The organism is Modestobacter sp. SYSU DS0904, from assembly GCF_054051115.1.
In genome coordinates this window covers 106,795-131,930 of record NZ_JBJHAQ010000005.1, presented here as the reverse complement: position 1 = coordinate 131,930, position 25,136 = coordinate 106,795, and the positions used below count along the sequence as shown (strand labels likewise).

At 71.6% G+C, this 25,136-nt stretch carries 21 protein-coding genes, 2 tRNA genes and 1 pseudogene; 16 read left to right on the top strand and 8 right to left on the bottom strand.

Translation table 11 applies throughout. From position 1 onward, the window contains the following. Positions 1 to 608 precede the first annotated feature (608 nt). The 3 genes from ACI79U_RS05220 to ACI79U_RS05210 are packed head-to-tail and all read left to right on the top strand — an operon-like array spanning position 609 to position 4,923. Positions 609 to 1,802, top strand: a complete 1,194-nt coding sequence (locus tag ACI79U_RS05220; RefSeq protein WP_457069025.1) for a glycosyltransferase — start codon at positions 609 to 611, stop codon at positions 1,800 to 1,802. Next, complete coding sequence (locus ACI79U_RS05215; RefSeq protein WP_457069027.1) at positions 1,799 to 3,106, top strand: glycosyltransferase; 1,308 nt, start codon at positions 1,799 to 1,801, stop codon at positions 3,104 to 3,106. Before ACI79U_RS05220 ends, ACI79U_RS05215 begins: the two co-directional genes overlap by 4 nt. Further along, positions 3,103 to 4,923, top strand: a complete 1,821-nt coding sequence (locus ACI79U_RS05210; protein WP_457069029.1) for an ArnT family glycosyltransferase — start codon at positions 3,103 to 3,105, stop codon at positions 4,921 to 4,923. Before ACI79U_RS05215 ends, ACI79U_RS05210 begins: the two co-directional genes overlap by 4 nt. 53 nt (positions 4,924 to 4,976) lie before the next feature. Here ACI79U_RS05210 and ACI79U_RS05205 read toward each other — a convergent pair whose 3' ends face one another. After that, entirely contained in the window at positions 4,977 to 6,125 is a 1,149-nt protein-coding gene (locus tag ACI79U_RS05205; RefSeq protein ID WP_457069031.1) for a glycosyl hydrolase family 8, read from the bottom strand. 427 nt (positions 6,126 to 6,552) lie between these two features. Here ACI79U_RS05205 and ACI79U_RS05200 point away from each other — a divergent pair, with 427 nt between their 5' ends. Then, positions 6,553 to 7,776 (top strand): glycoside hydrolase family 6 protein, encoded by a 1,224-nt coding sequence (locus ACI79U_RS05200; protein ID WP_457069033.1) that lies wholly within the window; start codon positions 6,553 to 6,555, stop codon positions 7,774 to 7,776. Between the two features lie 249 nt (positions 7,777 to 8,025). Here the strand turns inward: ACI79U_RS05200 and ACI79U_RS05195 are convergent. Further along, positions 8,026 to 8,546: pseudogene (locus tag ACI79U_RS05195) on the bottom strand (transposase); the annotation flags it as partial. Positions 8,547 to 8,642: 96 nt separating this feature from the next. Here ACI79U_RS05195 and ACI79U_RS05190 point away from each other — a divergent pair. Next, positions 8,643 to 8,876: a hypothetical protein gene (locus ACI79U_RS05190; protein WP_457069035.1), complete on the top strand. Its 234-nt coding sequence runs from the start codon at positions 8,643 to 8,645 to the stop codon at positions 8,874 to 8,876. Positions 8,877 to 8,925: 49 nt separating this feature from the next. Here ACI79U_RS05190 and ACI79U_RS05185 read toward each other — a convergent pair. Together ACI79U_RS05185 and ACI79U_RS05180 are read right to left on the bottom strand one after the other, a co-directional pair. Next, positions 8,926 to 8,996, bottom strand: a tRNA-Gly gene (locus ACI79U_RS05185). A 277-nt stretch (positions 8,997 to 9,273) separates the two neighbouring features. Then, a complete protein-coding gene (locus ACI79U_RS05180) occupies positions 9,274 to 9,747 on the bottom strand; it encodes a hypothetical protein (RefSeq protein WP_457069037.1) in 474 nt (157 codons plus the stop codon). A 730-nt stretch (positions 9,748 to 10,477) separates the two neighbouring features. Between ACI79U_RS05180 and ACI79U_RS05175 the strand changes: the two genes are divergently transcribed. From ACI79U_RS05175 to clpX, 5 genes are all read left to right on the top strand, one after another. Then, positions 10,478 to 10,551, top strand: a tRNA-Pro gene (locus tag ACI79U_RS05175). A gap of 93 nt (positions 10,552 to 10,644) precedes the next feature. Then, positions 10,645 to 12,081, top strand: a complete 1,437-nt coding sequence (gene tig / locus ACI79U_RS05170; protein WP_457069039.1) for a trigger factor — start codon at positions 10,645 to 10,647, stop codon at positions 12,079 to 12,081. Positions 12,082 to 12,372: 291 nt separating this feature from the next. Beyond that, positions 12,373 to 13,014, top strand: coding sequence for an ATP-dependent Clp protease proteolytic subunit (locus ACI79U_RS05165; protein WP_457069042.1), 642 nt, complete (start codon positions 12,373 to 12,375; stop codon positions 13,012 to 13,014). Between the two features lie 17 nt (positions 13,015 to 13,031). Beyond that, the gene (locus tag ACI79U_RS05160; RefSeq protein WP_457069044.1) at positions 13,032 to 13,661 is read left to right on the top strand and encodes an ATP-dependent Clp protease proteolytic subunit; all 630 of its coding nucleotides are present in this window, start codon (positions 13,032 to 13,034) and stop codon (positions 13,659 to 13,661) included. A gap of 326 nt (positions 13,662 to 13,987) precedes the next feature. Beyond that, positions 13,988 to 15,262, top strand: a complete 1,275-nt coding sequence (gene clpX, locus ACI79U_RS05155) for an ATP-dependent Clp protease ATP-binding subunit ClpX (protein ID WP_457069046.1) — start codon at positions 13,988 to 13,990, stop codon at positions 15,260 to 15,262. 57 nt (positions 15,263 to 15,319) lie between these two features. Here clpX and ACI79U_RS05150 read toward each other — a convergent pair whose 3' ends face one another. Both ACI79U_RS05150 and valS read right to left on the bottom strand, forming a co-directional pair. Continuing rightward, positions 15,320 to 16,267 carry a DUF559 domain-containing protein gene (locus ACI79U_RS05150; RefSeq protein ID WP_457069048.1) on the bottom strand — a complete coding sequence of 316 codons (948 nt, stop codon included), beginning with the start codon at positions 16,265 to 16,267 and terminating at the stop codon, positions 15,320 to 15,322. 96 nt (positions 16,268 to 16,363) lie between these two features. After that, on the bottom strand, positions 16,364 to 18,940 hold the full coding sequence (gene valS, locus ACI79U_RS05145; protein ID WP_457069050.1) for a valine--tRNA ligase: 2,577 nt from the start codon (positions 18,938 to 18,940) through the stop codon (positions 16,364 to 16,366). 19 nt (positions 18,941 to 18,959) lie between these two features. Between valS and folC the strand changes: the two genes are divergently transcribed. The 3 genes from folC to ACI79U_RS05130 all read left to right on the top strand — a co-directional run bounded on the left by folC (position 18,960) and on the right by ACI79U_RS05130 (position 21,121). After that, the gene (gene folC, locus ACI79U_RS05140) at positions 18,960 to 20,336 is read left to right on the top strand and encodes a bifunctional tetrahydrofolate synthase/dihydrofolate synthase (RefSeq protein WP_457069052.1); all 1,377 of its coding nucleotides are present in this window, start codon (positions 18,960 to 18,962) and stop codon (positions 20,334 to 20,336) included. Beyond that, the gene (locus tag ACI79U_RS05135; RefSeq protein WP_457069054.1) at positions 20,333 to 20,713 is read left to right on the top strand and encodes a DUF4233 domain-containing protein; all 381 of its coding nucleotides are present in this window, start codon (positions 20,333 to 20,335) and stop codon (positions 20,711 to 20,713) included. The genes folC and ACI79U_RS05135 overlap by 4 nt, the downstream gene beginning before the upstream one ends. A gap of 210 nt (positions 20,714 to 20,923) precedes the next feature. After that, entirely contained in the window at positions 20,924 to 21,121 is a 198-nt protein-coding gene (locus tag ACI79U_RS05130) for a hypothetical protein (protein WP_457069056.1), read from the top strand. Positions 21,122 to 21,128: 7 nt separating this feature from the next. On the opposite strand, the gene ACI79U_RS05125 is transcribed toward ACI79U_RS05130, so the two are convergent. Next, positions 21,129 to 21,647: a Clp protease N-terminal domain-containing protein gene (locus ACI79U_RS05125; protein WP_457069058.1), complete on the bottom strand. Its 519-nt coding sequence runs from the start codon at positions 21,645 to 21,647 to the stop codon at positions 21,129 to 21,131. Between the two features lies 1 nt (position 21,648). Beyond that, positions 21,649 to 21,870: a helix-turn-helix domain-containing protein gene (locus ACI79U_RS05120; protein WP_457069060.1), complete on the bottom strand. Its 222-nt coding sequence runs from the start codon at positions 21,868 to 21,870 to the stop codon at positions 21,649 to 21,651. A gap of 72 nt (positions 21,871 to 21,942) precedes the next feature. Here ACI79U_RS05120 and ndk point away from each other — a divergent pair, with 72 nt between their 5' ends. The 3 genes from ndk to ACI79U_RS05105 all read left to right on the top strand — a co-directional run bounded on the left by ndk (position 21,943) and on the right by ACI79U_RS05105 (position 25,124). Continuing rightward, positions 21,943 to 22,365 (top strand): nucleoside-diphosphate kinase, encoded by a 423-nt coding sequence (gene ndk, locus ACI79U_RS05115; protein WP_153360659.1) that lies wholly within the window; start codon positions 21,943 to 21,945, stop codon positions 22,363 to 22,365. Between the two features lie 66 nt (positions 22,366 to 22,431). Continuing rightward, entirely contained in the window at positions 22,432 to 24,357 is a 1,926-nt protein-coding gene (locus tag ACI79U_RS05110; RefSeq protein WP_457069062.1) for a TIGR03960 family B12-binding radical SAM protein, read from the top strand. Then, entirely contained in the window at positions 24,357 to 25,124 is a 768-nt protein-coding gene (locus ACI79U_RS05105; protein ID WP_457069064.1) for a TIGR03936 family radical SAM-associated protein, read from the top strand. Before ACI79U_RS05110 ends, ACI79U_RS05105 begins: the two co-directional genes overlap by 1 nt. The last annotated feature ends 12 nt before the right edge of the window (positions 25,125 to 25,136 follow it).

Below are 25,136 nucleotides of genomic sequence, written 5' to 3'. Positions count from 1 at the left end.
CCGACACCATGCCACCGTCCGCCGGCCTCCGGCCCGGCCGCGGGGCACGCTGACGAACGTTTCGGCGCGCGGGCAGCGACACGACGAGACGCGCCTCACGCTGGTGCGTCGCTGACAAATTACGCACAAGATAACGGTGAGTTAACACACACCGTTCACGACCTACTTATCCGGGGAGATTGCTAACTGAACGTCACCTTCTGGCGGTGTGTTGCAGAACGGTGTGTGAATGCGCCATGCGGCCGTGCGGCTGCCTGCAGTCTTGCTGTGCGGGCGCCCGGCGCCCCCGCAGGGTCGACGTAGCCCCCGCGCTGACCGACCCGGTGCCGCCCTCAGCCCTGCCCCCCACGACCGCCACGGTGCCAGGAGCGCCTGGGCCTCCACTGCACAGGAGGCCGACCCCGAGACGCCCCTTGGCATCTCTGGACGACGCCGTCCGGACAGGCACAGCACTGCCGCTGTGCGGCCCTGCTCACGACCACCGGCCCCAGCCCCGCCCCCGGCACCGCCTCGAGACCGAGGGCGGTCGCGCCCCTCCCGTGATTGAGGCATCTGTGCCCCCACCTGCCCACCCACGCGCCACCGCGGTCCCCGACCGCACCTTCGTCATGACCGGCAACACGGTTGCCGATGTTTCCGCAGCGGTCCCGCCTGAGCGCCGGCCCGCCCCAGGGGGCCGCTACGACACGAGCGTCATCGTCCCTACCTACAACGAGGGCGCGAACGTCGGCGCCCTCGTCGAGCGGCTGTCCCAGGCGCTCCGCGGTCGCAGCGCCGAGGTCCTCTTCGTCGACGACAGCACCGACGACACCCCGCGGCAAGTCGCGCGTGCGGCTGCCCGCGCGGACCTGCCGGTTCGGTTGATCCACCGCACGGGCGAGGAGCGCGTCGGTGGCCTGGCCGGCGCCGTGACCGCCGGTATTCACGCCTCGGACAGCGACTTCGTCGTCGTCATGGACGGCGACCTCCAGCACCCACCCGAGATGGCCCGCGACCTGCGCGAGGCCGCCGACGACGTCGACCTCGCCGTGGCGTCGCGCTACGGGGGCGGGGGCAACGCGTCCGGGTTGAGCAGCGGTGCCCGCCGCTGGGTGTCCAGTGTCAGCACGCTCTTCGCGCAGGCGTGCTTCCCTCGCCGCGTCGGCCGCGTCTGCACCGATCCGATGACGGGGTTCTTCTGCTTCCGGCGGTCCGCGGTGGATGCCCAGCGCCTTCGGCCCCGCGGTTTCAAGATCCTGCTGGAGATCCTCGCCCGCCACGACCTGCGGGTCCGGGAGCTGCCGTTCACCTTCGGCGACCGGCTGGCCGGCGAGAGCAAGGCCTCGTGGCGCAACGGCGTCGCCTTTCTGCGCCAGATGGCGAGCCTGCGCATGGGGCGCATGAGCCGCTTCGCGGTCGTCGGTGCACTGGGCACGCTGGTCAACCTGGCCGTCATGGCGCTCCTGCTGAGCGGCCCGGTCGGGCTGAACTACGTCCTCGCCGCGGTGCTCGCCGCCGAGGTGTCGATCCTGCACAACTTCCTGCTCCAGGAACGCTTCGTGTTCCGCGACCTGCGCGACGGCCGGAACACCTGGGGCGGCCGGCTGGTCCAGCACCTGGCGTTCAACAACCTCGAGGCGCTGCTGCGGCTGCCGGTCCTCGTCCTACTGGTGGAGACGATGCACATCTACCCCCTGCTCGCGCAGGCCCTGACCCTCGCCATCGCGTTCGTCGCGCGGTTCTTGTTCATGAGCCGGGTGGTCTACCGCTCGCACGAGCGGTCCGGCACCCCCGTCCCGGCCGGCGCGAGGGTGGGGGTATGACCGTGGTCGTCCTCTCCGCCGTCCTCGTCCTCATCGCCCTGGTCCTCCTCGGGGTGGCGGGCACCACCCTGTGGTGGCAGATGCACGCCTGGATGACCCCGCGGTCCTTCGAGTCCGTCGGCTTCCGGGTGCCCATCCGGTCGCAGTACTCCTTCAGCCTCATCGTCCCGTGCCGGGAGGAGAGCGAGGAGGTCATGCGGTCCACGGTCGAGCGCCTGCTCGCCCAGGACCACCCGGACTTCGAGATCATCTTCTCGGTCGGTCACGACGACGCCAAGCCGATGAGCAACGGGCTGAACACCGTCCAGATCGCCGAGAAGCTGGCCCGCCGGTGGCCGACCCGCGTGCGCGTCTCGATCAACTACGACCCCGTCAAGAACAAGCCGCGGCAGCTCAACACCTCGCTGCTCGACTGCACCAAGGACGTCGTCGGCATCATCGACGCCGAGTCGCTGACCCAGGCGGGTCTGCTTCGGCACGTCGACGCCACCTTCCAGGAGACCGACGCCGACGTCGTCCAGGGCGCGGTGCACCTGATGAACTACCGCGACTCCTGGTTCAGCCTCCGCAACTGCATGGAGTACCGGATCTGGTTCCGGTCGCGGCTGCACGGCCACGCGCTCTCGGGCTTCATCCCGCTGGGCGGCAACACCGTCTTCATCAAGCGCGAGCTCATCGAGCAGGTCGGTGGCTGGGACGGCGACTGCCTGGCCGAGGACTGCGAGATCGGAGTGCGGCTGTCAGGCCTGGGCAAGAAGATCGTCGTCGGCTACGACCCGGCGCTGGCCACCCAGGAGGAGACCCCCGAGCGCATCCCGCAGCTGATTAAGCAGCGGACCCGCTGGGCCCTGGGCTTCATGCAGGTGCTGGCCAAGGGGGAGTGGAAGAAGCTCCCGACCCGCTCGCAGCGGGTCCACGCCTGGTGGACGCTGGTCCAGCAGCACGCGGTCGCCTTCTCCGGTGTCGCGCTGCCGATCGCCATCCTGACCGGGCTGCTCGCCGACGTGCCCCCGCTCGTCGTGCTCATCACGCTGCTACCGCTCGCGCCGACCATCATGATGCTCGGCTTCGAGATGCTCATCCTGCGCGAGTGGAGCCAGGAGATGGGCCTCGAGGTCCGGTTCCGCGACTACGTCCGGCTCGTCGTCTCGCTGCCCTTCTACCAGCTGCTGCTGGCGATCGCGGTCCTGCGGGCGGTCTGGAAGTACTTCACCGGTGACTTCGCGTGGGAGAAGACCGCGCACGCCGGCGCCCACATCACCCCGCACCTGACCGCCGTCCCCGACGAGGAGCGTGCCGCATGACCTCCGTCCTCGAACGGCCTGACACCCCCCTCGAGCGTTCCGGCGCCGGCGGCCACCACCGCGCTGCCCACCGGGCGCGCCCCTCCCGTGCGCTCGGCGCCCGTTCCGAGCGGCTGCTGGTCGGCCTCAGCCTCCTGGTCGTCGGGGTGGTCCACTCGGCCAACCTCGCCGGCTGGCCCCGCTACTGGGACGACGAGGGCACCTACTACTCCCAGGCGTGGTCGGTCACCAACCTCGGCACGCTGACGCCCTACACGTACTGGTACGACCACCCGCCGATGGGCTGGGTGCAGATGGCACTGTTCACCTGGCTCCCCGACGTCGTGCTCGGCGACGTGAACTCGGAGCTGCTGACCGGCCGGATCGTGATGGTCGGCTACACCCTGGTGTCGGCGCTGCTGACGTACGTGCTCGCCAAGCGGATCGGCATGGCCCGGGGCTGGGCGCTGGCCGCGATGCTCGTGTGGGCGCTCAACCCGCTGGTGGTCTTCGAGGGCCGGCAGGTCTTCCTCGACAACGTCGCCCTCCCGTGGCTGCTCGGCGCCTTCGTGCTGATCCTGAGCAAGGACCGCAACCTCGGGCACCACATGGCCGCCGGGCTCTGCTTCGGCATCGCCGTGCTGAGCAAGGAGACCACCCTGATCTTCCTGCCGGCCCTGCTGCTGGCCCTGTGGTACGCCGCCTACCGGCCGACGCGGCCCTTCGCGGTCATGGGGTTCACCATCATCGTGGCGATCTCGGGATCCATGTACTTGCTGTTCGCGCTGATCCGCGGGGAGCTCTTCCCGGGCCCCGACCACGTCTCCATCTGGGACGCCGTGGCCTTCCAGCTCTCCGGCCGGGAGGGTTCGGGCTGGCTCCTGGACCCGAACGGTCCGCCCGACGGCGCCAACGAGGCCTTCACCGGCTGGCTGGCGCTCGACGGGGGCTTGCTGATCATCGGCGGCGTCCTCGCCTGCCTGCCCGCGCTCGCCGTCCGGCGGCTGCGGCCTTTCGCGGTGGGCGTGCTGGTCGCTGCCGCGGTGGCCCTCCGTCCCGACGGCTACCTCCCGCAGATGTTCGTCGTGGCCGCCCTGCCGTTCATCGCGCTGGTCCTCGTCGGGCTGCTGGACATCGCCTGGACCTGGTTGGTGCGGGCCGGCTCCGTGCCGGTGCGGATCGCCTCGGGGGTGGCCCTGGTCGCCGCCGTCGCGGTGGCCGCCCAGCCGATCGGTGACTGGCGCTACCAGTACGAGGCGGCGCTCAGCGACGACACCAACGACGTCCACTCCGAGGCCCTGCAATACGTCGAGGAGAACCTGCCCCGCGACTCCACGGTCGTCACCGACAACGCCTTCTGGAACGACCTGGTCGCGGCGGGTTGGGACGCTGACGAGGTGCTCTGGTTCTACAAGCTCGACTCCGACGCGGAGGTCACCGATCAGGTGGGCGGGAGCTATCTGGGTGTGGACTACCTCCTGTGGTCGATCAGCGCCCAGAGGAACGCCGGCCCGATCGGCCAGGAGGCCTACGAGCGCAGCGAGCTCCTCTGGACCGGGGGGTCGGGGGAGGACGAGGTGCAGATCCGCCGCGTCCGGTCGCTGGAGGAGCAGGCGGAGGTCGAGGCCACCGAGGCTGCGGCCGAGGCCGAGCGGTTGGAGACCTTCATGGCAGCGCCGAGCGTCGAGTACCCCGGGCTGACCAACGGCCAGATCGAGGGCATCCTCGTCGACCAGGAGACCCTGTCGGTCCCCGCGATGGCCGACAAGTACGTCACCACGGAGGAGACGATCGAGACCATCGTGGCGACCGAGGAGTCGGCGGTCCCGCTCGACTGATCGTCGGACCGGTCGTCCGCCGAGGCGCCCGGCGGCTGCACCCCCCCCCGTGATCAGGCGGGTGGGCAGCCACCGAGCGACTCGTCGGTCAGCAGCAGCCGGCCCAGCGCGTTCCAGGCGGCGCCGTAGTAGGTGTCGGTGGCCTCGTCGATCGCGGCGGCGTCGGCCAGTTCGCGAGCCGCGGCGTCCTCGTCGCCTCCCGCCGCGGCGACCGCTGCCTGCGCCACGGCCGCGACCACGGAGTCGTAGTCGACGAGCGGTTGGCCGCCGAGGTCGAGCCGCGCGGCGTCCCCGGCGCCGTCGAGGGGATCGGCCAGTGCGGCGGCCAGCGCGCGATCCTCCTCGTCGCACGACTCCGCGAAGCGCACGGGAAGGCGGGCGGCGTCGAAGCCGTACACGAGCTCGCCCCCTCGGCCCATCGGGCCAGCCGTGGGGGAGACGGTTCCGTCCTCCCGGATCTCGGCCCAGTCGGAAGGCAGGGTGCCGTCGTCCAGGAGGGCCTCGGTCACCGCGCGGGTGCCTGCGTCGAGCTCGGCCCAACGCGGATCGTCCGAGGCCTCCGCGAGCACGGCGTTCGCCGCGGGGGAGGGGTAGCTCGGGTTGTAGGTGAAGGGCGCGGTGGTGGCCCAGTTGCCGGCCACGAGCACCCGACCGGCGTCGATCTCGACCGTCTGCAGGTCGAGCACCGCCTGCCCGAGGGCAACGCCCGCGGCCGTGAGCTCCGGATCGTCGAACGCCTCCCCGGCAACCACCAGGGCGCGCGCCGCGTCGAGGTCGGCATCGGCGGCCGACGACGAATCGACCACCGCGCCGTCGGCCCACCGCCAGCTCAACAGGCCGTCGGGACGGCGGAGGTTGTCCTGGGTCCAGGACCACACCGCGCGGAAGGTCTCGTCGTCGCCGATCCCAGCGGCGACGAGCATGGCGTAGGCCTGACCCTCGCTGACCGTGTCGCCGCCCTGGTCGTGGCGGACGACCCGGCCCTCCGGCCTCACGTAGTCGGCCAGGAACTCTCGCCCGACCTCCTCGACGGACGGTGCCGACGGCGAGCTGGGAACGACGGCCGCGTCCCGGTTCGGGGCGTCGGTGCTGCAGCCGGCCACCGGGAGCACGGACAGCAGGAGCACCGCAGTCGCGCCGCGTCTGCACCAGAGCATGAACAGCCTCTCGCTCTCCTGGGCCCCGTCTCCGTCGACCGTCACCGGAGCAGGTGACGGCTGCCCCCAGCGGAGCCGCCGAGGGCGTCGTACCCACCATGGTGCTCCGGTCCTGGCCTGCCCTCGAGCCGCAGCCTCTGCGGTGGAGCGGCTCGGCGACCGCCGACGACGCAGAGCGAGGGTCGCCGCGTGCGCCGTTACCGCGTGGCGGCGTGTCCGCTGACGCGACGACCCCGATCTCCGGGCATGGCAGCCGCGCCCGCCCGCCGTCCGGGTGCCGCAACTCACACCCGTCCTCCACATGCACGCCGCTGACGACGTCCGTGGCCGTGGTCTGCGCAGCAGGGATGCGGTGGACCGGGCTTCTCTTCGGTTGGCTGGTGACAGTAAGGAATCGAGTGGTTACATTTGCGCGGTGTATCAACGCTCCGTAGTTAATCCGTCACCCGACTTGGTGCCCTCGTCCGGCCGGGTGAGCGGACCGACGAGAGCTGGGCGGCTGCGTCTGCTGGTGGCGGCCGTCGTCGTCCCGGCGCTGGCCGCCTGCCAACCGCTGACCCCCGGCACGACCGAGGCGCCGGCCCCCGGCGCGGTCGAGCAGCAGCTCGCGGGCGGCGTCGCGCCGGAGCTGGGGGCATTTGAGCCGGGTGGCGTGGCGCCGGCCGCCCCGAAGGGCTCCGGTGCCTCGGAGCCGGAGCAGGAATCGGCCGGTGGGGTCGCTCTGCACGAGCCCGCGGACGTCGAGGAGCCTCGGGATGCGGCGGCCACGGACATCCAGGTCTCCCATGTGGACGGGAGCGGGACCCCGGCGGCCGGCGCGTCCGCTGCCGGTGCTCCGGTCGCCGGACCGCTCGCCGGCGACACGCTGTACGGCCCCAACGCAGGTGCCGCCGAGGCGTCCGCCCGGCTCCAGGGCAGCAACCCCGCCGATGCGGCACTGCTGGCCGAGATGGCGGGCGTACCCACGGCCACCTGGCTCGGCGCCTGGGTCCCCGACGTCACCTCCGCCGTCCGACAGCGGGTCGCCGAGGCGCAGGCGCAGGGTGCGGTTCCGGTGTTCGTCGCCTACAACGCGCCGAACCTCGACTGCGGCGGCCACTCGGCCTCCAACGGCGGCGCCCAGTCGGTAGCCGGCTACGAGAGCTGGATCCGCGCGGTCGCCGCGGGAATCGGGGACGCCGAGGCCGTCGTCGTCGTCGAGCCGGACACCCTGGCGCTCCTCTGCGGTGAGGCGGACGAGCGCCTGCGCGTTGTCCGGTCGGCGGTGACGGTCCTGGAAGCACACCCTCGCACACACACCTACATCGACGCGGGGCACGCCAACTGGATCGACGCCGGCACGATGGCCCAGCGGCTGCTCGCAGCCGGCATCGAGGACGCCGACGGATTCGCGCTCAACGTGTCGAACTTCGAGGGGACCGAGGGCAACGTCTCCTACGGGTCGGCCCTGTCGGCACTGGCCGGCGGCGCCCACTTCGTCGTCGACACCAGCCGCAACGGCAACGGGCCGGGGGACGACTGGTGCAACCCCACCGGGCGCGCGCTCGGGCAGGAGACCACCACGCACACGGGCAACCCGCTGGTCGACGCCTTCATCTGGGTCAAGACGCCCGGCGAGTCCGACGGGACGTGCAACGGCGGTCCTCCAGCGGGCCGGTTCTGGCCGGAGTACGCACTGGGGCTGGCGCGCGGGTAGCCGTTGTCGGCGTTGCCGGTCCGTGCACGGGCTCCGGCAATTTCGGCTGCGCCCGCCTGCTGCGCCACGACCGAGGCCGCGGCGGCGACCCCGAGCCGTGACCGCACTGACAGTGAGGATGTGAGAGACGAGGTCACCCCGGCTGGTCTGACTCTCCGGCTGACGGACGCTTCGCTGTCGTGCTGCGGATTCGTCGATCTGCTCGGGGTGGCCCCGCGGAAGTGCCAAGCCGGTTGAGACAAGATCGCGTCAGGTGCTCTGGATGATGGCCTCCCTGCTGGGCTGGTTGATCCAGGCTGAGGTCGGCAGCTGCGGCGGGGTCGGGCGTCGGCGGCCGAAGCGCGTGGGGTTGGCCGCCGCGCGCTGGGCGCGGATCTCGGGGGCGGTGCCGTGATGAACCGAGGCCGGGGTGTGCAGCCCGAGGCCGGAATGCCGGTGCTCATGGTTGTAGTAGGTGAAGAACGCCTCGCAGAACGCGCGGGCGTCGGCGAGTGAGCCGAACCGGTCGGGGAAGGCCGGGGCGTACTTCATCGTCTTGAACTGCGCCTCGCTGAACGAGTTGTCGTTGGACACGTGCGGCCGGGAGTGGGAGCGGGCGACAGCTCGACGAGCAGTTGAGCGACCGGCGCGGAGGTCATCGAGGTGCCGCGGTCGGCGTGCACGCTGGCCGGGGGCCGTGCGCGGCGTTCCCCGGACTGGCCGGCAGCGCGCAGCAGCCGGTGCGTGGTCGACAGCGAGCACAGGTATTCGCCCTCGTCGAGCAGGGTGGCCCCCAAGGTGACGGTCCGCAGCCGCGTCGAGCACCGCAACAGCCAGTACGCCCTGTACGCCGCCGCCTGCATGCGCGGCGGCTGCAGCCTGACCTGGTGAACGACGCCGGCTGGTGGCGGACCCCGCTGTGGCAGTACGCCGTCTTCGCGCTCGTCATCTACAGCCGGGCAGCGGCCGAGCGGCTGGCGGTGCCGGTGGAGGACGTCGCCCGGTGGATCGCCGCGCGGCACGACCTCGGGCCCTCCGCGTGGCCCGTTGTCGTCACGGGGGAGTCCACCCGGAGGGGTGAACAGGGCCTCTGCCTGGCCCTATCGAGCCGCCCGGCGTGACCCATTCACGACCCGCCTAACGGGCGACCTGACCTGCGATTATGCGCGGAGCGGGTGACCGGGATCGAACCGGCATGGCCAGCTTGGAAGGCTGGGGCTCTACCATTGAGCTACACCCGCAGGACTGTGGGACAGAACGTGTCACAAAACCCGTCCACCCACTGTGAAAAAACCGAGTTGATCAAGGCCAGCTAAGATCAACCGGGTTCCCGGTCCGTGTAGAGGGTAGCGCGCGGTGGGCCCGGCGGCCGTGGGGGTGCGTGATCGCGCGCGGTCGGGGGGCTCGGCGGCTCGGTGAACGCCGATGGCCCTGCTCCAGAGCATGCTGGCTCGCCGCCGGGCACGGTGGCGGGGCGGGTGTGTGAGGTGGCGGGGCTGGTGCCGAGGCTGAGGTCCGCTACGCGGCGGTCGGCAGCTCGTCCGGTGGCGCGAGCTGATGTTGGTTGGCCCGCCAGACCAGAGCGTTGTACAGACTGACCATGCCGAGCTGTTCGAGCTGCTGGCGGTCGGCGCCCTTGCAGCGGGCCCGGCGCAGCCAGAAGCGGCCGTCGACCCAGCTGTTGAAGCCCTCGATGCTAGATCCGTGCGGGTACAGCTCCTTGTACAGGCAGGTGCCGGGCGGGACCTGGCGGACGTTCTCGCTGCGGTTGATCTTGTCGGTACTCAGGTCCGTGAGGGTGCGCTCGCGGATGACGTCGACGTGGTCGCCGCACTGCAGCTCGTACTCGGCCCACCACTGGTAGGCCGAAACGTCCCGGCCGCCGCGGCGAGCGCGCCGGGTGGACGGGGTGCCGTTCTTCTCGGCTTCGCGACGGTCGAGCTCGGCCTGATTGGTCTTGCGGCGGGCGCCGAGGTAGCGGAGTTCGCGCAAGGGGAGGCTGCCGTCGCTGGCTCCTTGCCCGTCTCAACGATGCGCCCGCCGTAGTAGTACAGGGAGTGCCGGCAGTCTCGGCCGTTGTGCTGGCGGGTGTAGGTCCGGATGAACTTGGACTTCTCCACTCGCGGCTTGTCGTCAGTCGCCGCCACCGCCGAGACAGGAGAGACGACGGCCAGCCCGTGGTCGCCGGACAGTCGGCCGATGACCTCGCCGGACATGTCGGCGTCGTAGAGGACGGCGTCCATCCCAGGCAGCCGCTCCTTGACGGCCACCATCCGCTTCTCGGCCGTCCTGACCTCAAGGCCGTGCTTGGGGACCCGGTCGAGGTCGACGACGACCTGGCTCGTCGGACGAGGACTTGCTCGACGAACGTTGCCCAGCCTCGTCGATGAAGGCGTGCAGTACGCATGGTGGCACGCCCACCACGTTAGGTGATCGCGCCGACGTCACCGGGTCTCTCCGGTGGCCTGCGTCAGGTGGGGCTACGCCTCACACCGCCCCCGACTGACCTGCGATCTCGGCGAGGCGGGCCCTCACGAGTTCGGGCACCTCGGGGCCGGAGGCGGCTACGCGTTCGCGACTAAGGGCCTACTGGTTCTCCAGCTGTGAGAGAACACCGCTCTGACGTGGGCGTCCGGCGTTCTCTCACACAGTCCACCCGCAGTGCACCTCGCGGTGCCCGCGCAGGATACCGGTGGCCGGGGTGCCTACACTCAGGCGGCCACGGGGTGTGGCGCAGCTTGGTAGCGCACCCGCTTTGGGAGCGGGGGGCCGTGGGTTCAAATCCCGCCACCCCGACACGGATCCCACGTCTCTAGACTCGTGGGGAGTTGCGGCGCCGTCAGGCGTCGCGCCCCACGAGTCTGTCCCCATCACGAGGAGCGCTGCGCTGTGAAGAGCACCATCGAGAACCTGGGCCCGACCCGGGTCCGGCTCGCGATCGAGGTGCCGTGGAGCGACCTCGACCACGCCTTCGGCGAGGTCTACAAGGAGCTGCGCAACCAGGTGCGCATCCCCGGGTTCCGCCCCGGCAAGGTGCCCAACCGTGTGATCGACCAGCGGGTCGGCCGCCCCGTCGTGCTGGAGCAGGTCGTCCAGCACGCCGTTCCGGAGGTCTACTCCGAGGCGGTCCGGGAGAACCAGGTCCGCGTCATCGCCCAGCCCGAGGTCGAGGTCACCCGCCTCGAGGACGGCGAGCTGCTGGCCTTCACCGCCGAGGTCGACGTCGCCCCCGAGCTGGAGCTGCCCGCCCTGGACTCGCTCGCGGTCACCGTCGACGACGTCGAGGTCACCGACGAGGAGATCGAGCAGCAGATCTCCGTCATGCGCGAGCGGTTCGCCACCCTCACCGGTGTCGAGCGGGCCGCCGAGGACGGCGACTACGTCTCGATCGACCTGGAGGCGAAGCTCAACGGGGAGGTGCTCGAGGACGGCAGCACCACCGGGATGTCCTACGAGGTCGGCTCCGGCAACCTGATGAACGGCCTGGACGAGGCCGTCCGCGGGCTGTCCGCCGACGAGAGCGCCACCTTCACCACCCCGCTGCTCAACGGCCCCGACGCCGGCGAGGAGGCCGAGGTCACCGTCACGGTGCGCTCGGTCAAGTCCAAGGAGCTGCCGGAGCTGGACGACGAGTTCGCCTCGATCGCCAGTGAGTTCGACACCCTCGCCGAGCTGCAGGACGACGTCCGCACCCGGCTGTCGCGCACCAAGGTGCTGCAGCAGGGCGCGCAGGCCCGCGACAAGCTGGTCGAGCACCTGCTCGAGACCATCGAGGTCCCGGTGCCGGACAAGCTGGTCGAGCAGGAGCTGGCCTTCCGCAGCCAGGCCATGGAGCGCGAGCTGCTCCAGGCCGGCATGGACTGGGACGCCTACTTCTCCGCCGCCGGCATCGAGGGCGGCCGCGAGGGCTACGACGCCGAGATGCGCGAGAACGTCGAGAAGGCGGTCAAGACGCAGTTCGTGCTCGACTCGATCGCCGACGCCCGCGAGGTCACCGTCGACAACGAGGACCTGTCGGCGCAGATCATGGCCCAGGCCCAGCGCAACCGGGTGAGCCCCGAGCAGTACGCCCAGCAGCTGCAGCAGGGCAACAACATCGCCGAGTTCGTCGCCGACGTCCGCCGCACCAAGGCGCTGGCGCAGCTGCTCGAGCAGACCACGATCACCGACGCGTCGGGCAACGTGGTCGACCTCGAGGCGCTCCGCCCGAAGACGGTCACCGCCGACGAGGCCGGCGACGAGGCTGGTGACGACGCCACCGACGAGTCGGTGACCGAGGCCGAGGCGGCCGTCGACGACGCCGAGGGCAGCACCGACAAGGCCTGACCTCCCACCGGTCGCCCAGCGCCGCCCGCACCCACCTCGGGTGCGGGCGGCGCTGTCGTTCCCGGGTACCGCGCTCGCGACCCGGGTCGTGCGCTGCGCCCACGGCGAACACCGGCCCGGACCGGGAGGAAGGCGTCGGGGCTGCGCGTTAGGGTCGACGTGACACCGAGGCGGTCACCGCCAGACCACCGGCCGGCACCCGTCGGCGGGGGTCGCGACCGCACCGAGACCACCGACCCACCCGTTCCACCAGACCGACTGCACCGCAGTCCTACGGAGGTCACCGCACCCGTGAGCACCACAGACCCGAACCTGGCGAGCATGCCGCTGCTGCGTGCGGCCGCCGGGGGGATGAACCTCAACGACTCGGTCTACGAGCGCCTGCTGCGCGAGCGGATCATCTTCCTGGGCAGCCAGGTCGACGACGTGATCGCCAACCAGCTCGCCGCGCAGATGCTGCTGCTGTCCGCCGAGGACCCCACCCGCGACATCCACCTGTACATCAACTCGCCCGGTGGCTCGGTGACCGCCGGCATGGCGATCTTCGACACGATGCAGTTCATCGACTGCGACGTCGCCACCTACGCGATGGGCCTGGCCGCCTCGATGGGCCAGTTCCTCCTCACCGCGGGCACCAAGGGCAAGCGGTACTCGCTGCCGCACACCCGGATCCTGATGCACCAGCCCTCGGCCGGCGTCGGCGGCACCGCCTCCGACATCGCCATCCAGGCCGAGCTGTTCCGCAACACCAAGGCCCAGCTCAACGAGCTGCAGGCGCAGTTCACCGGGCAGACGGTCGAGCAGATCGAGAAGGACTCCGACCGCGACCGGTGGTTCACCGCGCAGGAGGCCCTCGAGTACGGCTTCGTCGACCACGTCGTGACGCGGGCGTCCAGCACCACGCAGACCGACAACCCGGTCACCGAGAACTGAACGGTCGGAGGACTGACATGAGCGACTTCCAGATGCCTTCGAGCCGGTACATCCTGCCCTCCTTCGTGGAGCGCACGAGCTACGGCATGAAGGAGAGCAACCCGTACAACAAGCTCTTCGAGGAGCGCATCATCTTCCTCGGGGTGCAGGTCGACGACGCGTCGGCGAACGACGTCATGGCCCAGCTGATCACGCTGGAGTCCAACGACCCCGACCGCGACATCACCATGTACATCAACTCGCCCGGTGGCTCGTTCACCGCGCTGACGGCGATCTACGACACGATGATGTTCGTCCGGCCCGACATCCAGACCGTCTGCATGGGCCAGGCCGCCTCCGCGGCCGCCGTCCTGCTCGCGGCCGGGACGCCGGGCAAGCGGCTCGCGCTGCCCTTCTCCCGGGTGCTGATCCACCAGCCCTCCGGCGAGGCCGGCGGCCAGGTCACCGACCTGGAGATCCACGCCCGCGAGATCGAGCGGGTCCGCGTGCAGATGGAGCAGATCCTGGCCCGGCACACCGGCCAGACCCAGGAGCAGGTCCGCAAGGACATCGACCGGGACAAGATCCTCACGGCCGAGCAGGCCAAGGAGTACGGGATCGTGGACCAGGTCATCGCCAGCCGGAAGCTCAACGCGCTGCCGGCGTGATCGACCCGAGCGGACGGGCCGGGGCCGCGCGTGTCGCGCTCCCGGCCCGTACCGTTCACCCAATCCGCGAGACCACCGGCCCGTCGCCGGCGGCGTCGCGGGGGAGCCGGGGCGGGTGTGACGTACCGGACGTCCAGGGTGCGTTCCTACCCCGGAACGTCACACCGGCCGGGTAGGTTCAGCGAACGCCCGATCCCCGGTCCGCACCGTTCGGTCAGCACCGCAGGGACATCCGCAGGCGCCCACGACATCGGGCGTCGACAGGGCACGACAACGCGTACCGGGGCAGCCACAGTGCCGTCCCTCTCGAGGTGGAGGTCAGCCAGGTGGCACGTATCGGTGAGAGCGGCGACCTGCTCAAGTGCTCGTTTTGCGGGAAGAGCCAGAAGCAGGTCAAGAAGCTCATCGCTGGCCCCGGGGTCTACATCTGCGACGAGTGCATCGATCTCTGCAACGAGATCATCGAGGAGGAGCTCTCGGAGTCGTCGGACCTCAAGTTCGACGAGCTGCCGAAGCCCAAGGAGATCCACGACTTCCTCGAGCAGTACGTCATCGGCCAGGACAAGGCCAAGCGCACGCTGGCCGTGGCGGTCTACAACCACTACAAGCGGGTGCAGGCCGGGGGCGGCACGGGCAGCCGCGACGACTCCGTCGAGCTGGCCAAGTCCAACATCCTGCTGATGGGCCCCACCGGGTGCGGCAAGACCCACCTGGCGCAGACCCTGGCGCGGATGCTCAACGTCCCGTTCGCGATCGCCGACGCCACCGCGCTGACCGAGGCCGGCTACGTCGGTGAGGACGTCGAGAACATCCTGCTGAAGCTGATCCAGGCCGCCGACTACGACGTCAAGCGGGCCGAGACCGGCATCATCTACATCGACGAGGTCGACAAGATCGCCCGCAAGAGCGAGAACCCCTCGATCACCCGCGACGTCTCCGGTGAGGGCGTGCAGCAGGCGCTGCTGAAGATCCTCGAGGGGACGACGGCGTCGGTGCCGCCGCAGGGCGGGCGCAAGCACCCGCACCAGGAGTTCATCCAGATCGACACCACCAACGTGCTGTTCATCGTGGGTGGCGCGTTCGCCGGGCTGGACCAGGTCATCGAGGCCCGCACCGGCAAGCAGGGCATCGGCTTCGGCGCCGAGGTCCGCGGCAAGGCCGAGATCGAGGAGGCCAACGCCTTCGCGCAGGTCATGCCGGAAGACCTGATGAAGTTCGGGATGATCCCCGAGTTCATCGGCCGCCTGCCGGTGATCACCAGCGTGCAGAAGCTCGACCGTCAGGCCCTGATCAACATCCTGACCGAACCGAAGAACGCCCTGGTGCGCCAGTACCGCCGGCTGTTCGAGCTGGACGGCGTCGAGCTGGAGTTCACCGACGACGCGCTGGAAGCGATCGCCGACCAGGCGATCCTGCGCGGTACTGGCGCGCGTGGGCTCCGGGCGATCATGGAGGAGGTCCTCCAGTCGGTCATGTACGACATCCCCAGCCGTGAGGACGTCGCCACCGTCGTCATCACGAAGGACGTCGTGCTGGAGCACGTGAACCCGACGATCGTGCCCCGCAAGCCCAGCCGCGCGCCCCGCGAGAAGAGCGCCTGACCTATCAGCGCTGAACGTCAGTGGCCCAGAACCCGCGTGGTTCCGGGCCACTGACGTTCAAGGATCCATACGCTGGCGGACAACGGCCTCGATCTCCCGCTGGCAGGTGGCCGGCTCTCCGGTGAGCCGCCGGTAGCTGAACCGCAAGGTGATCCAGCCCAGGGCAGCGAGGGCAGCGTCGCGGCGGGTGTCCCGTTCGCGGTCCTCGGCGCTCCCGTGGAACGCTGCACCGTCCAGCTCGATGCCGACCTTCGCGGCTAGGTAGGCGGCGTCGAGGTCGACGTGCCGGCCGTTCGGCAGGAAGACCCGGTGCTGTTGCACGGGCGCGGGGATGCCGGGAATGCGGAGCACATGGATCACCCCGAAGATCTCCAGTTCGCTCTGGCAGCCGCCCTCGACCAGGTCGAGCAGAGCGCACAACGCCACCCGGCCGCCGTGCGTCGGCTGCCGGTCCGATGCCCGCCGGAGGTCGCGGACGTGGACGTCCCGCCGGCGGACGCACTCGATGACCAGGTGCCGCGCCACGGGCTGCTGCTGCGACGCTCGTGGGTTCCGTCGCGGGGTGTGCGCCCAGGTCCAGGCGTCCACCAGGCTGCGGGCGACCGGCAGACGCGGCGGCGCGAACCCCTGGGTCGGGCCCATCGGCAGCCCGGTGCGGTGGACGACCACGTCCGGGCAGCCGCGGGGGAACCGGTCGGCGGGCACGGTCACGTGGATCGGGCCCCGGGGTGGCTCGGTCAGCCCGGCGGCGGCCAGCGCCGACAGGTGGCTGAGCGGCCCCCGCGCCCACAGCGTGGCCGCCCGCGCCCGGACCGCCCACTCCTGGGCCCGGTCCGGCAAGACCACCACACCCGCGTGGGCCAGCACCAGCTCGCCGGTCCGCAGCCACCTGGCCACGCTGCTCGAGCTGGTCGCGAGGGTCAGCTCGTCGCGTCGGGCGACGCCGTCGGGGAGCAGTGGAGCGAGCTCGTACATGCCGGGCAGGTTGCCCCAGCGGAGGGGCACCGCGCTGACTCCCTGTGGATGACGGGCGGTGCCTGAACGTCAGCGGCCCAGAACTCGGCTGGTTCTGGGCCGCTGACGTTCAACGGAGCGGGGAGCTCACTCGGCGAGGGTGACGTCGACGCGCAGCGGGCCCTCGCCGGCCACGATCGACAGCTCCGCGATCCGCCCGGCGTCCACCAGGTCACCGCGGGCCGCCTCGATGGCGGCCACCCGGGCCTCCGGCGCGGTCACCGTGGTCGTGGCGACGTCGGCGCGCATCGACGCCTTCGCGTCGGACTTCGCCTTGCGGACGCCGGACAGCACCTCGGCGGCCACCGCCGGCACCGCGGGGTCACCGCCGGTGGGCAGCTCGGGGGCGGCCGGCCACAGCGCGCGGTGCACCGAGCCGGTCTGCCACCAGGACCAGACCTCCTCGGTGACGAAGGGCAGCACCGGCGCGAACAGCCGCAGCTGCACCGACAGCGCGATCGCGAGCGTGGCCTGCGCGGAGGTGGCCGCCGCCCCGGTGCCGTAGGCGCGGGACTTCACCAGCTCCACGTAGTCGTCGCAGAAGGACCAGAAGAACGCCTCGGTGACCTCCAGCGCTCGGCTGTAGTTGTAGGCCTCCATCGCCGCGGTGGTCTCGTCGACGACCGACGCGAGCGAGGCCAGCAGCCCGCGGTCGATCGGCTCGGTGACCTGGTCGGCGGTCAGCGCCGTCGACGCCCCCAGGCCCAGCACGAACTTGCCGACGTTGAGCAGCTTCATGGCCAGCCGCCGGCCGACCTTCATCTGCGCCTCGTCGAACGGCGAGTCGGCACCCGGTCGCGCCCCGGCGGCACGCCAGCGCACGGCGTCGGTGCCGTAGCGCTCCAGCACGTCGATCGGGGTGGTGGCGTTCCCCTTCGACTTCGACATCTTCTTCCGGTCGGGGTCGACGACGAAGCCGGAGATCGTGGCGTGCGTCCACGGCACGGTGCCGTGCTCGTAGTGCGAGCGGACGACGGTGGAGAACAGCCAGGTGCGGATGATGTCGTGCGCCTGCGGCCGCTGGTCCATCGGGAAGACGTGCGCGAACAGCTCCGGGTCGGTGTCCCAGCCCGAGGCGACCTGCGGGGACAGCGACGAGGTCGCCCAGGTGTCCATCACGTCGGGGTCGGCCATGAAGCCGCCCGGCTTCCCGCGCTGGTCCTCGGTGTAGCCCGCCGGGACGTCGGAGGAGGGGTCGACCGGCAGCGACTCCTCCGGCGCGAGCAGCGGCGCCGAGTAGTCGGGCTCGCCGTCGGCGTCGAGGGGGTACCAGACCGGGAACGGCACGCCGAAGAAGCGCTGCCGGCTGACCAGCCAGTCGCCGTTGAGCCCCTCGACCCAGTTCTCGTAGCGGTGCCGCATGTGCTCGGGCACCCACTGGATCTCCCGGCCCCGGGCGACGAGCGCATCGCGCAGGTCGGCGTCCCGGCCGCCGTTGCGGATGTACCACTGCCGCGTGGTGACGATCTCCAGCGGGCGCTCGCCCTTCTCGAAGAACTTCACCGGGTGCGTTATCGGCTTCGGGTCACCGACCAGGTCGCCGGACTCGCGCAGCAGCTCGACGATGCGCTGCTGCGCGCTGAAGGAGGTCTTGCCGGCCAGCTCGGCGTAGACGTCGGCGGGCACGTCGGCCGGCGGCTCGGCGACGAAGCGGCCGTCCCAGCCGATGACGGCGCGGGTGGGCAGCTGCAGCTCCCGCCACCAGGTGACGTCGTTGAGGTCGCCGAAGGTGCAGATCATCGCGATGCCCGAGCCCTTGTCCGGCTCGGCCAGCCGGTGCGCCACGACCGGCACCTCGACGCCGAACAGCGGCGTGGTGACCGTCTTGCCGAACAGCGGCTGGTAGCGCTCGTCGTCGGGGTGGGCGACCAGCGCGACGCAGGCCGGCAGCAGCTCGGGCCGGGTGGTCTCGATGAACACCGGGTCCCCGGAGGGGCCGGTGAAGCCGATCCGGTGGTAGGCGCCGGGGCGCTCCCGGTCCTCCAGCTCGGCCTGCGCGACCGCGGTGCGGAAGGTGACGTCCCAGAGGGTCGGCGCCTCCTGGGCGTAGGCCTCCCCGCGGGCGAGGTTGCGCAGGAACATCTTCTGCGCGGTGGCCCGGGAGCTCTCGGAGATCGTCCGGTACACGTTCGACCAGTCGACCGACAGGCCCACCCGGCGCCAGAGCTTCTCGAACTCCGCCTCGTCGACCGCGGTCAGCTGCTCGCAGAGCTCGACGAAGTTCCGCCGGGAGATCGGCTGCTGGTCCTTGCCGGGCTTGGCCGGGGGCTCGAACGCCGGGTCGTAGGGGAGTGAGGGGTCGCAGCGGACCCCGTAATAGTTCTGCACGCGCCGCTCGGTCGGCAGGCCGTTGTCGTCCCAGCCCATCGGGTAGAAGACGTGCTTGCCGCGCATCCGCTGGTAGCGGGCGATGATGTCGGTGTGCGTGTAGCTGAACACGTGCCCGACGTGCAGCGAGCCGCTGGCGGTCGGCGGCGGGGTGTCGATGGCGTACGTCTGGGCCCGGGGGGCCGACAGCGCCGCGGCCCGGTCGAAGGCGTAGGTGCCCTGCTCGGCCCAGCGGGTGACCCACGTGGACTCCAGCCCCTCCAGGGAGGGCTTGTCGGGTACGGCGCCACCGGCTCCCGGGGCCGTGCTCTCGGGGGCTCGGGTGTCAGCGACCATGACTGGCATCCTAAGAGCGATGAGCACCTCCATTCCCCCAGGGCAGGCGGCCGGGGACCATGAGCTGGCCCGGGTCGAGCAGGCGCTCCTGGCGCGCTGGCCGGAGAACCGGCTCGAACCGTCGCTGACCCGCATCACCGCGCTGGTCGACCTGCTCGGTTCGCCGCACCGCGCGTTCCCCGTCATCCAGGTCACCGGCACCAACGGCAAGACGTCGACGGCGCGGATGATCGACGAGCTGCTGCGCGGCTTCGGCCTGCGCGTGGGCCGGTTCACCAGCCCGCACCTGGAGACGGTGCGCGAGCGGATCGTCATCGACGGCGAGCCGATCAGCGCCGAGCGGTTCGTCGAGGTCCACGACGACATCGCGCCCTACGTGCAGATGGTCGACGCCGGCGGGGACGTGCCGATGTCGTTCTTCGAGGTCACGGTCGCCCTGGCCTACGCGGCCTTCGCCGAGACCCCGGTGGACGTCGCCGTCGTCGAGGTGGGCATGGGCGGCACCTGGGACGCGACGAACGTCGTCGACGCGCGGGTCGCCGTCGTCACCCCGGTCTCCCTCGACCACGCCGAGTACCTCGGCCCCGACGTCGCCACGATCGCCACCGAGAAGTCCGGGATCATCAAGGCCGAGTCGGTGGCGGTGCTGGCCCACCAGCCGGCCGGTGCCCTGGAGGCGCTGGTCCGCCGGGCCATCGAGGTGGACGCCTCCGTGGCCCGCGAGGGCACCGAGTTCGGGGTGCTGGAGCGGCGGGTGGCCGTCGGCGGCCAGCAGGTGCGCCTGCAGGGCCTCGGCGGGGAGTACGACGAGGTGTTCCTGCCGCTGTTCGGCGCGCACCAGGCGCAGAACGCCGCCGTGGCGCTGGCCGCGGTCGAGGCGTTCCTGGGGGCCGGCGCGGCCAGCGGGCCGGTCGCCCAGGACGTCGTCCGGGAGGCCTTCGCCGGGGTGCGGTCGCCCGGTCGGCTCGAGCGGGTGCGCACCTCGCCGACGGTGATCATCGACGCCGCGCACAACCCGGCCGGGATGGCGGCGACCGTCGACGCGGTGCGCGAGTCCTTCGACTTCACCCGGCTGGTCGGCGTGGTCGGGGTGGTCGTCGGCAAGGACGTGAGCGGGATCCTCGAGGCGCTCGAGCCGCTGTGCGCCGAGCTGGTCGTCACGCAGAACAGCTCGGCCCGCGCGATGCCCGCCGACGAGCTGGGCGCGCTGGCCGTCGACGTCTTCGGCGCCGACCGGGTCAGCGTGCACCCGCGGCTGACCGAGGCGCTGGAGTCGGCGATCGAACTGGCCGAGGCCGGGCCGGACGACGCGCTGGGCGGCTCGGGGGTGCTGATCACCGGCAGCGTGATCACCGCCGGCGAGGCCCGCACGTTGCTCGCCGGCCGGCGGGCGTGACAGCGCCCGACCCGGTCCGCGCGGGGCGGGCGCTGAACGGGGCGGCCGCGGCGATCCTGTTCCTGGAGGGGATCGCCGTGCTGTTCGTGCCGCGGGCGTTCGCGCCGACCGAGACCGGGCTCTCCGACGTCGGCCTGTGGTCGGTGCTGGCCCTGGCCGCCGTGCTGGTGCTGGCCAGCGGGCTGCAGCGCCGGCCGCAGGGGCTGCTGATCGGCACCGTCCTGCAGGTGCCGCTGGTGCTGACCGGCCTGCTCGGGGCGGCGATGTGGTTCGTCGGCGGGGTCTTCCTGCTCATCTGGCTCTACCTGCTGCAGATCCGCAAGGAGCTGCTGGGTACCGCGTTCGGCTCACCCCCGGCCGCACCGCCCGTCGCCTGAGCCCGCGGGGCCTCACCCGAACGGGCGACCGCGCAGGCGCCTGGGGCGAGAGGTGCGCGAAGCTTGCCGTCACCGACGGTGCGGAGACGATGACGCTCCGGTGAGCGCCGGTGGGGACGGGGGAGGACCATGGCGGACCACGGGAGTTGCTGCGGGGGCAGCCACGACGTGCCCGGCCGGAAGGTGCGGCGGAGCACCACGGACGAGCCGGTGATCGCCCCTGCCGGGCCGATCAGCACGACCATCGTCGACTACGCCGCGCGCGTCCGGTTCCGGTTGCCCGAGAACGCCGTCGAGCGCCGGGCCAAGGAGCTGCACGCCCGCAACAGCTTCGACTGCTGGAACGGGCTCAGTGACAAGGACCAGGAGCTGTGGCGCCACATGGCCCGGATGGACCTCGCCCGCTGACCTGACGTCAGGCGGCGTCGCTGCCGTCCAGCCGGCCGCGCAGTGCGCCGGAGTCGGTGCCGAGTTGCTGCACCACCCGGACGACGGTCGGGTCGGCCACGGCCAGCACGCCGAAGAGCAGGTGCCGGGCCTCGATCCGCCGTTCCTTGCGCCGGACGGCGAACCGCAGGGCCTGCTCCAGCGCCTGTTTGCTGCCCCGGGTGAAGGGCATGTGCCCGGCGGGTCCCGGCGCGTCCAGTGCGCCGGGCCCGAAGGCCGCTTCGGTGGCGGCGCGGACGGAGTCCAGGTCGATGCCGAGGGTGGCCAGGGCGTCGGCGTCCAGGGGGCCGCCGGACCGCAGGACCGCATCGCGGACCGCGGTGTGCGTGAGGCCGCTCTCGCGCAGCACCTGGCCGCCGGTGCCCGGGTCCCGGGTGAGGGCCAGCAGCAGGTGGACCGGCTCGATCTGCTCGGCGCGCAGTCCGCGTCCCTCCTCCTGGGCGACGACCACGGCGCGACGGGCCTCGTCGGTGAATCGTTCGAACACCTCAGTCGTCCTTCCTGGTGCGGGCGTGCTTCTTGTGGACCGCCTGCCGGCTGACGCCCAGCGCGTCGGCGATCTGCTGCCAGGACCACCCGCGGTCGCGGGCGCTGGAGACCTGGAGGACCTCCAGTCGGTCGGCCAGCTCGCGCAGCGCCCGGATGGCGCGCAGCCCGGTGGCCGGGTCGTCGGCCGCCGCGGCGGCGGTGACGGCGGTGGGAGTGGGCATGTCGTCAACGTAGGTTGACACGCGAAGGCTGTCAACCGCGGTTGACGGACGGCGTCCCGTACGCTCCCGCCCGTGTCTGCACCCACCGCTGAGCGCACCCTCGTCCTGGTCAAGCCCGACGGCGTGGCCCGCGGCCTGGTCGGCCAGGTGATCGCCCGGCTCGAGGCCAAGGGCCTGCGCCTGGTCGCCGCCGAGCTGCGCACGCTGACCGCCGAGGTCGCCGAGACCCACTACGCCGAGCACCGCGAGCGGCCGTTCTTCGGCTCGCTGGTGGAGTTCATCACCAGCGCCCCGCTGATGGCCCTGGTCGTCGAGGGCCCGCGGGCCATCGAGGCCTTCCGCGCCCTGGCCGGCGCGACCGACCCGGTCAAGGCCGGCCCGGGCACCATCCGCGGCGACTTCGCCCTGGAGGTGCAGGCCAACATCGTGCACGGCTCGGACTCGCCCGAGTCGGCCGCGCGCGAGATCGCGCTGTTCTTCCCCCAGCTGGGCTGAGCGAGAGCCGCACGGGGCCCCGTCGCCCGCGAGCGACGGGGCCCCGCGGTCTACCCTGGGCAGGTCATGACTGGTGAGTCCCTGTACCCCCGCCTCGAGCCCCTGCTCGCCCAGGTCCAGAAGCCGATCCAGTACGTCGGCGGTGAACTGAACGCCCAGGTGAAGCCCTGGGAGTCCGTCGCCGTCCACTGGGCGCTGATGTACCCCGACGCCTATGAGGTCGGCCTGCCCAACCAGGGCCTGATGATCCTCTACGAGGTGCTCAACGAGCGCCCCGACGCCCTGGCCGAGCGCACCTACGCCGTCTGGCCCGACCTGGCCACGCTCATGCGCGAGCACGGCGTCGGCCAGTTCACCGTCGACAGCCACCGGGCGGTGCGCGACTTCGACGTGCTCGGGGTCAGCTTCGCCACCGAGCTGGGCTACACCAACCTGCTCGAGGCCCTCGACCTCGCCGGGGTGCCGCTGCACGCCGTCGACCGCGACGAGACCCACCCGGTCGTCGTCGCCGGCGGGCACGCCGCGTTCAACCCCGAGCCGGTCAGCGACTTCGTCGACTGCGCGGTGCTCGGCGACGGCGAGCAGGTCGTGGGTGACATCACCGACGTCGTCGCCGCGTGGAAGGCGCAGGGCCGCCCCGGCGGGCGGGTCGAGCTGCTGGCCCGGCTGTCCCGGGTCGACGGCGTCTACGTGCCGCGCTTCTACGCGGTCACCTACGGCGCCGACGGCACGATCGCCGAGGTGCTGCGCACCCGCGACGACGTCCCGGCGCGGGTCGGCAAGCGCACCGTCATGGACCTCGACGAGTGGCCCTACCCCAAGCAGCCGCTGGTGCCGCTCGCCGAGAGCGTGCACGAGCGGATGAGCGTGGAGATCTTCCGCGGCTGCACCCGCGGCTGCCGGTTCTGCCAGGCCGGGATGATCACCCGTCCCGTCCGCGAGCGCACGATCACCGGCATCGGGTCGATGGTCGACGCCGGGCTGAAGGCCACCGGTTACGAGGAGGTGGGCCTGCTCTCGCTGAGCAGCGCCGACCACTCCGAGATCGGCCAGCTGGCCAAGGAGCTCGCCGACCGGTACGAGGGCACGAACACCGGCCTGTCCCTGCCGAGCACCCGGGTCGACGCCTTCAACGTGACCCTGGCCAACGAGCTGTCCCGCAACGGCCGCCGCTCCGGGCTGACCTTCGCCCCCGAGGGCGGCAGCGAGCGCATCCGCCGGGTGATCAACAAGACCGTGTCCAAGGAGGACCTGGTCCGCACGGTCACCACGGCCTACGCCAACGGCTGGCGCCAGGTGAAGCTCTACTTCATGTGCGGTCTGCCCACCGAGACCGACGAGGACGTGCTGGAGATCGCGGAGCTCGCGGTCGAGGTGATCCGCGCCGGCCGGGAGGCCAGCGGCAGCAAGGACATCCGCTGCACCGTCTCCATCGGTGGCTTCGTGCCCAAGCCGCACACCCCGTTCCAGTGGGCCGGCCAGGCCAGCGCCGAGACGATCGACCACCGGCTGCGGATCCTGCGCGAGGCGATCAACGCCGACCGCCGGATCGGCCGCTCCATCGGGCTGCGCTACCACGACGGCAAGCCCGGGGTGATCGAGGGGCTGCTGTCCCGGGGCGACCGCCGGGTCGGCCGGGTCATCGAGCGGGTGTGGCGCGACGGCGGCCACTTCGACGGCTGGAGCGAGCACTTCTCCTTCGACCGCTGGACGGCAGCGGCTGCCGCGGAGCTCGCCCCGTTCGGCGTCGACCTGGACTGGTACACGACCCGGGAGCGCACCGAGCACGAGGTGCTGCCCTGGGATCACCTGGACTCCGGGCTGGACAAGGAGTGGCTCTGGGAGGACTGGCAGGAGGCGATCTCCGAGGAGGAGGTCGGTGACTGCCGGTGGACCGGCTGCTACGACTGCGGTGTCTGCCCGACGATGGGCACCGAGATCCAGATCGGCCCGACCGGGCGCAGCCTGCTGCCGCTCACGGTCGTCCGGTAGTGGCCCGCCAGCCCGAGGGCCCGCCCCCGCCGCCGACGGTGCAGAAGCTGCGGCTGCGCTACACCAAGCGCGGGCCGCTTCGCTTCGCCTCGCACCGCGACCTCGCCCGGGCGCTGGAGCGTGCCCTGCGCCGGGCCCAGGTGCCGATGGCCTTCTCCGCGGGGTTCAGCCCGCACCCCAAGATCTCCTACATGGGCGCCGCGCCCACTGGCGCCGCGTCGGAGGCCGAGTACGTCGAGATCGGTCTCTCCCAGCGGCGCGACCCGGAACAGGTGCGCGCCGCCCTCGACGCGTCGCTGCCGCCGGGCATCGACGTGCTGGAGTGCGTCGAGGCGGGGGAGGGGAGCGGCTCGCTCGCCGACCGGCTGGACGCGACCCGCTGGCGGATCGACCTGCCCGGTGTGGCCCCGGCGGAGCTCTCCGCTGCCCTCGCCGAGCTGCTCGCCCGCGAGTCGGTGACGGTCACCAAGCGGGCCAAGACCGGCACCAAGGACGTCGACGTCCGGGCCGCCGTCGTGCGCGCGTCGGTGGCCGGTGACACAGGTTGTGCCATACTGCAGGTGGTCGTACGGCAGCTCACGCCGACCGTGCGACCGGACGACGTGATGGCTGCCCTGGCTGTCGTCGCCGACCTGCACCCGCCGTCGCCCCCACGGGCCGTGCGTGAGGCGCAGGGCCGGCTCGACGAGAGTGGTGACGTCGCCGACCCGCTCGGACCAGATCGTGCGGTGCGTTCCTGCTGCCAGGAGGAGCGCGCGGGGGTCTGACCCGGCGGGACC

Bases quoted from the DNA above. Each gene is read 5' to 3' on its own strand.
- ACI79U_RS05110 (WP_457069062.1), top strand. From the start codon at position 22,432: ATGACTGGTGAGTCCCTGTACCCCCGCCTCGAGCCCCTGCTCGCCCAG.
- folC (WP_457069052.1), top strand. From the start codon at position 18,960: ATGAGCACCTCCATTCCCCCAGGGCAGGCGGCCGGGGACCATGAGCTG.
- ACI79U_RS05215 (WP_457069027.1), top strand. From the start codon at position 1,799: ATGACCGTGGTCGTCCTCTCCGCCGTCCTCGTCCTCATCGCCCTGGTC.
- valS (WP_457069050.1), bottom strand. From the start codon at position 18,940: ATGGTCGCTGACACCCGAGCCCCCGAGAGCACGGCCCCGGGAGCCGGT.
- ACI79U_RS05210 (WP_457069029.1), top strand. From the start codon at position 3,103: ATGACCTCCGTCCTCGAACGGCCTGACACCCCCCTCGAGCGTTCCGGC.
- ACI79U_RS05220 (WP_457069025.1), top strand. From the start codon at position 609: ATGACCGGCAACACGGTTGCCGATGTTTCCGCAGCGGTCCCGCCTGAG.
- ACI79U_RS05120 (WP_457069060.1), bottom strand. From the start codon at position 21,870: ATGCCCACTCCCACCGCCGTCACCGCCGCCGCGGCGGCCGACGACCCG.
- ACI79U_RS05160 (WP_457069044.1), top strand. From the start codon at position 13,032: ATGAGCGACTTCCAGATGCCTTCGAGCCGGTACATCCTGCCCTCCTTC.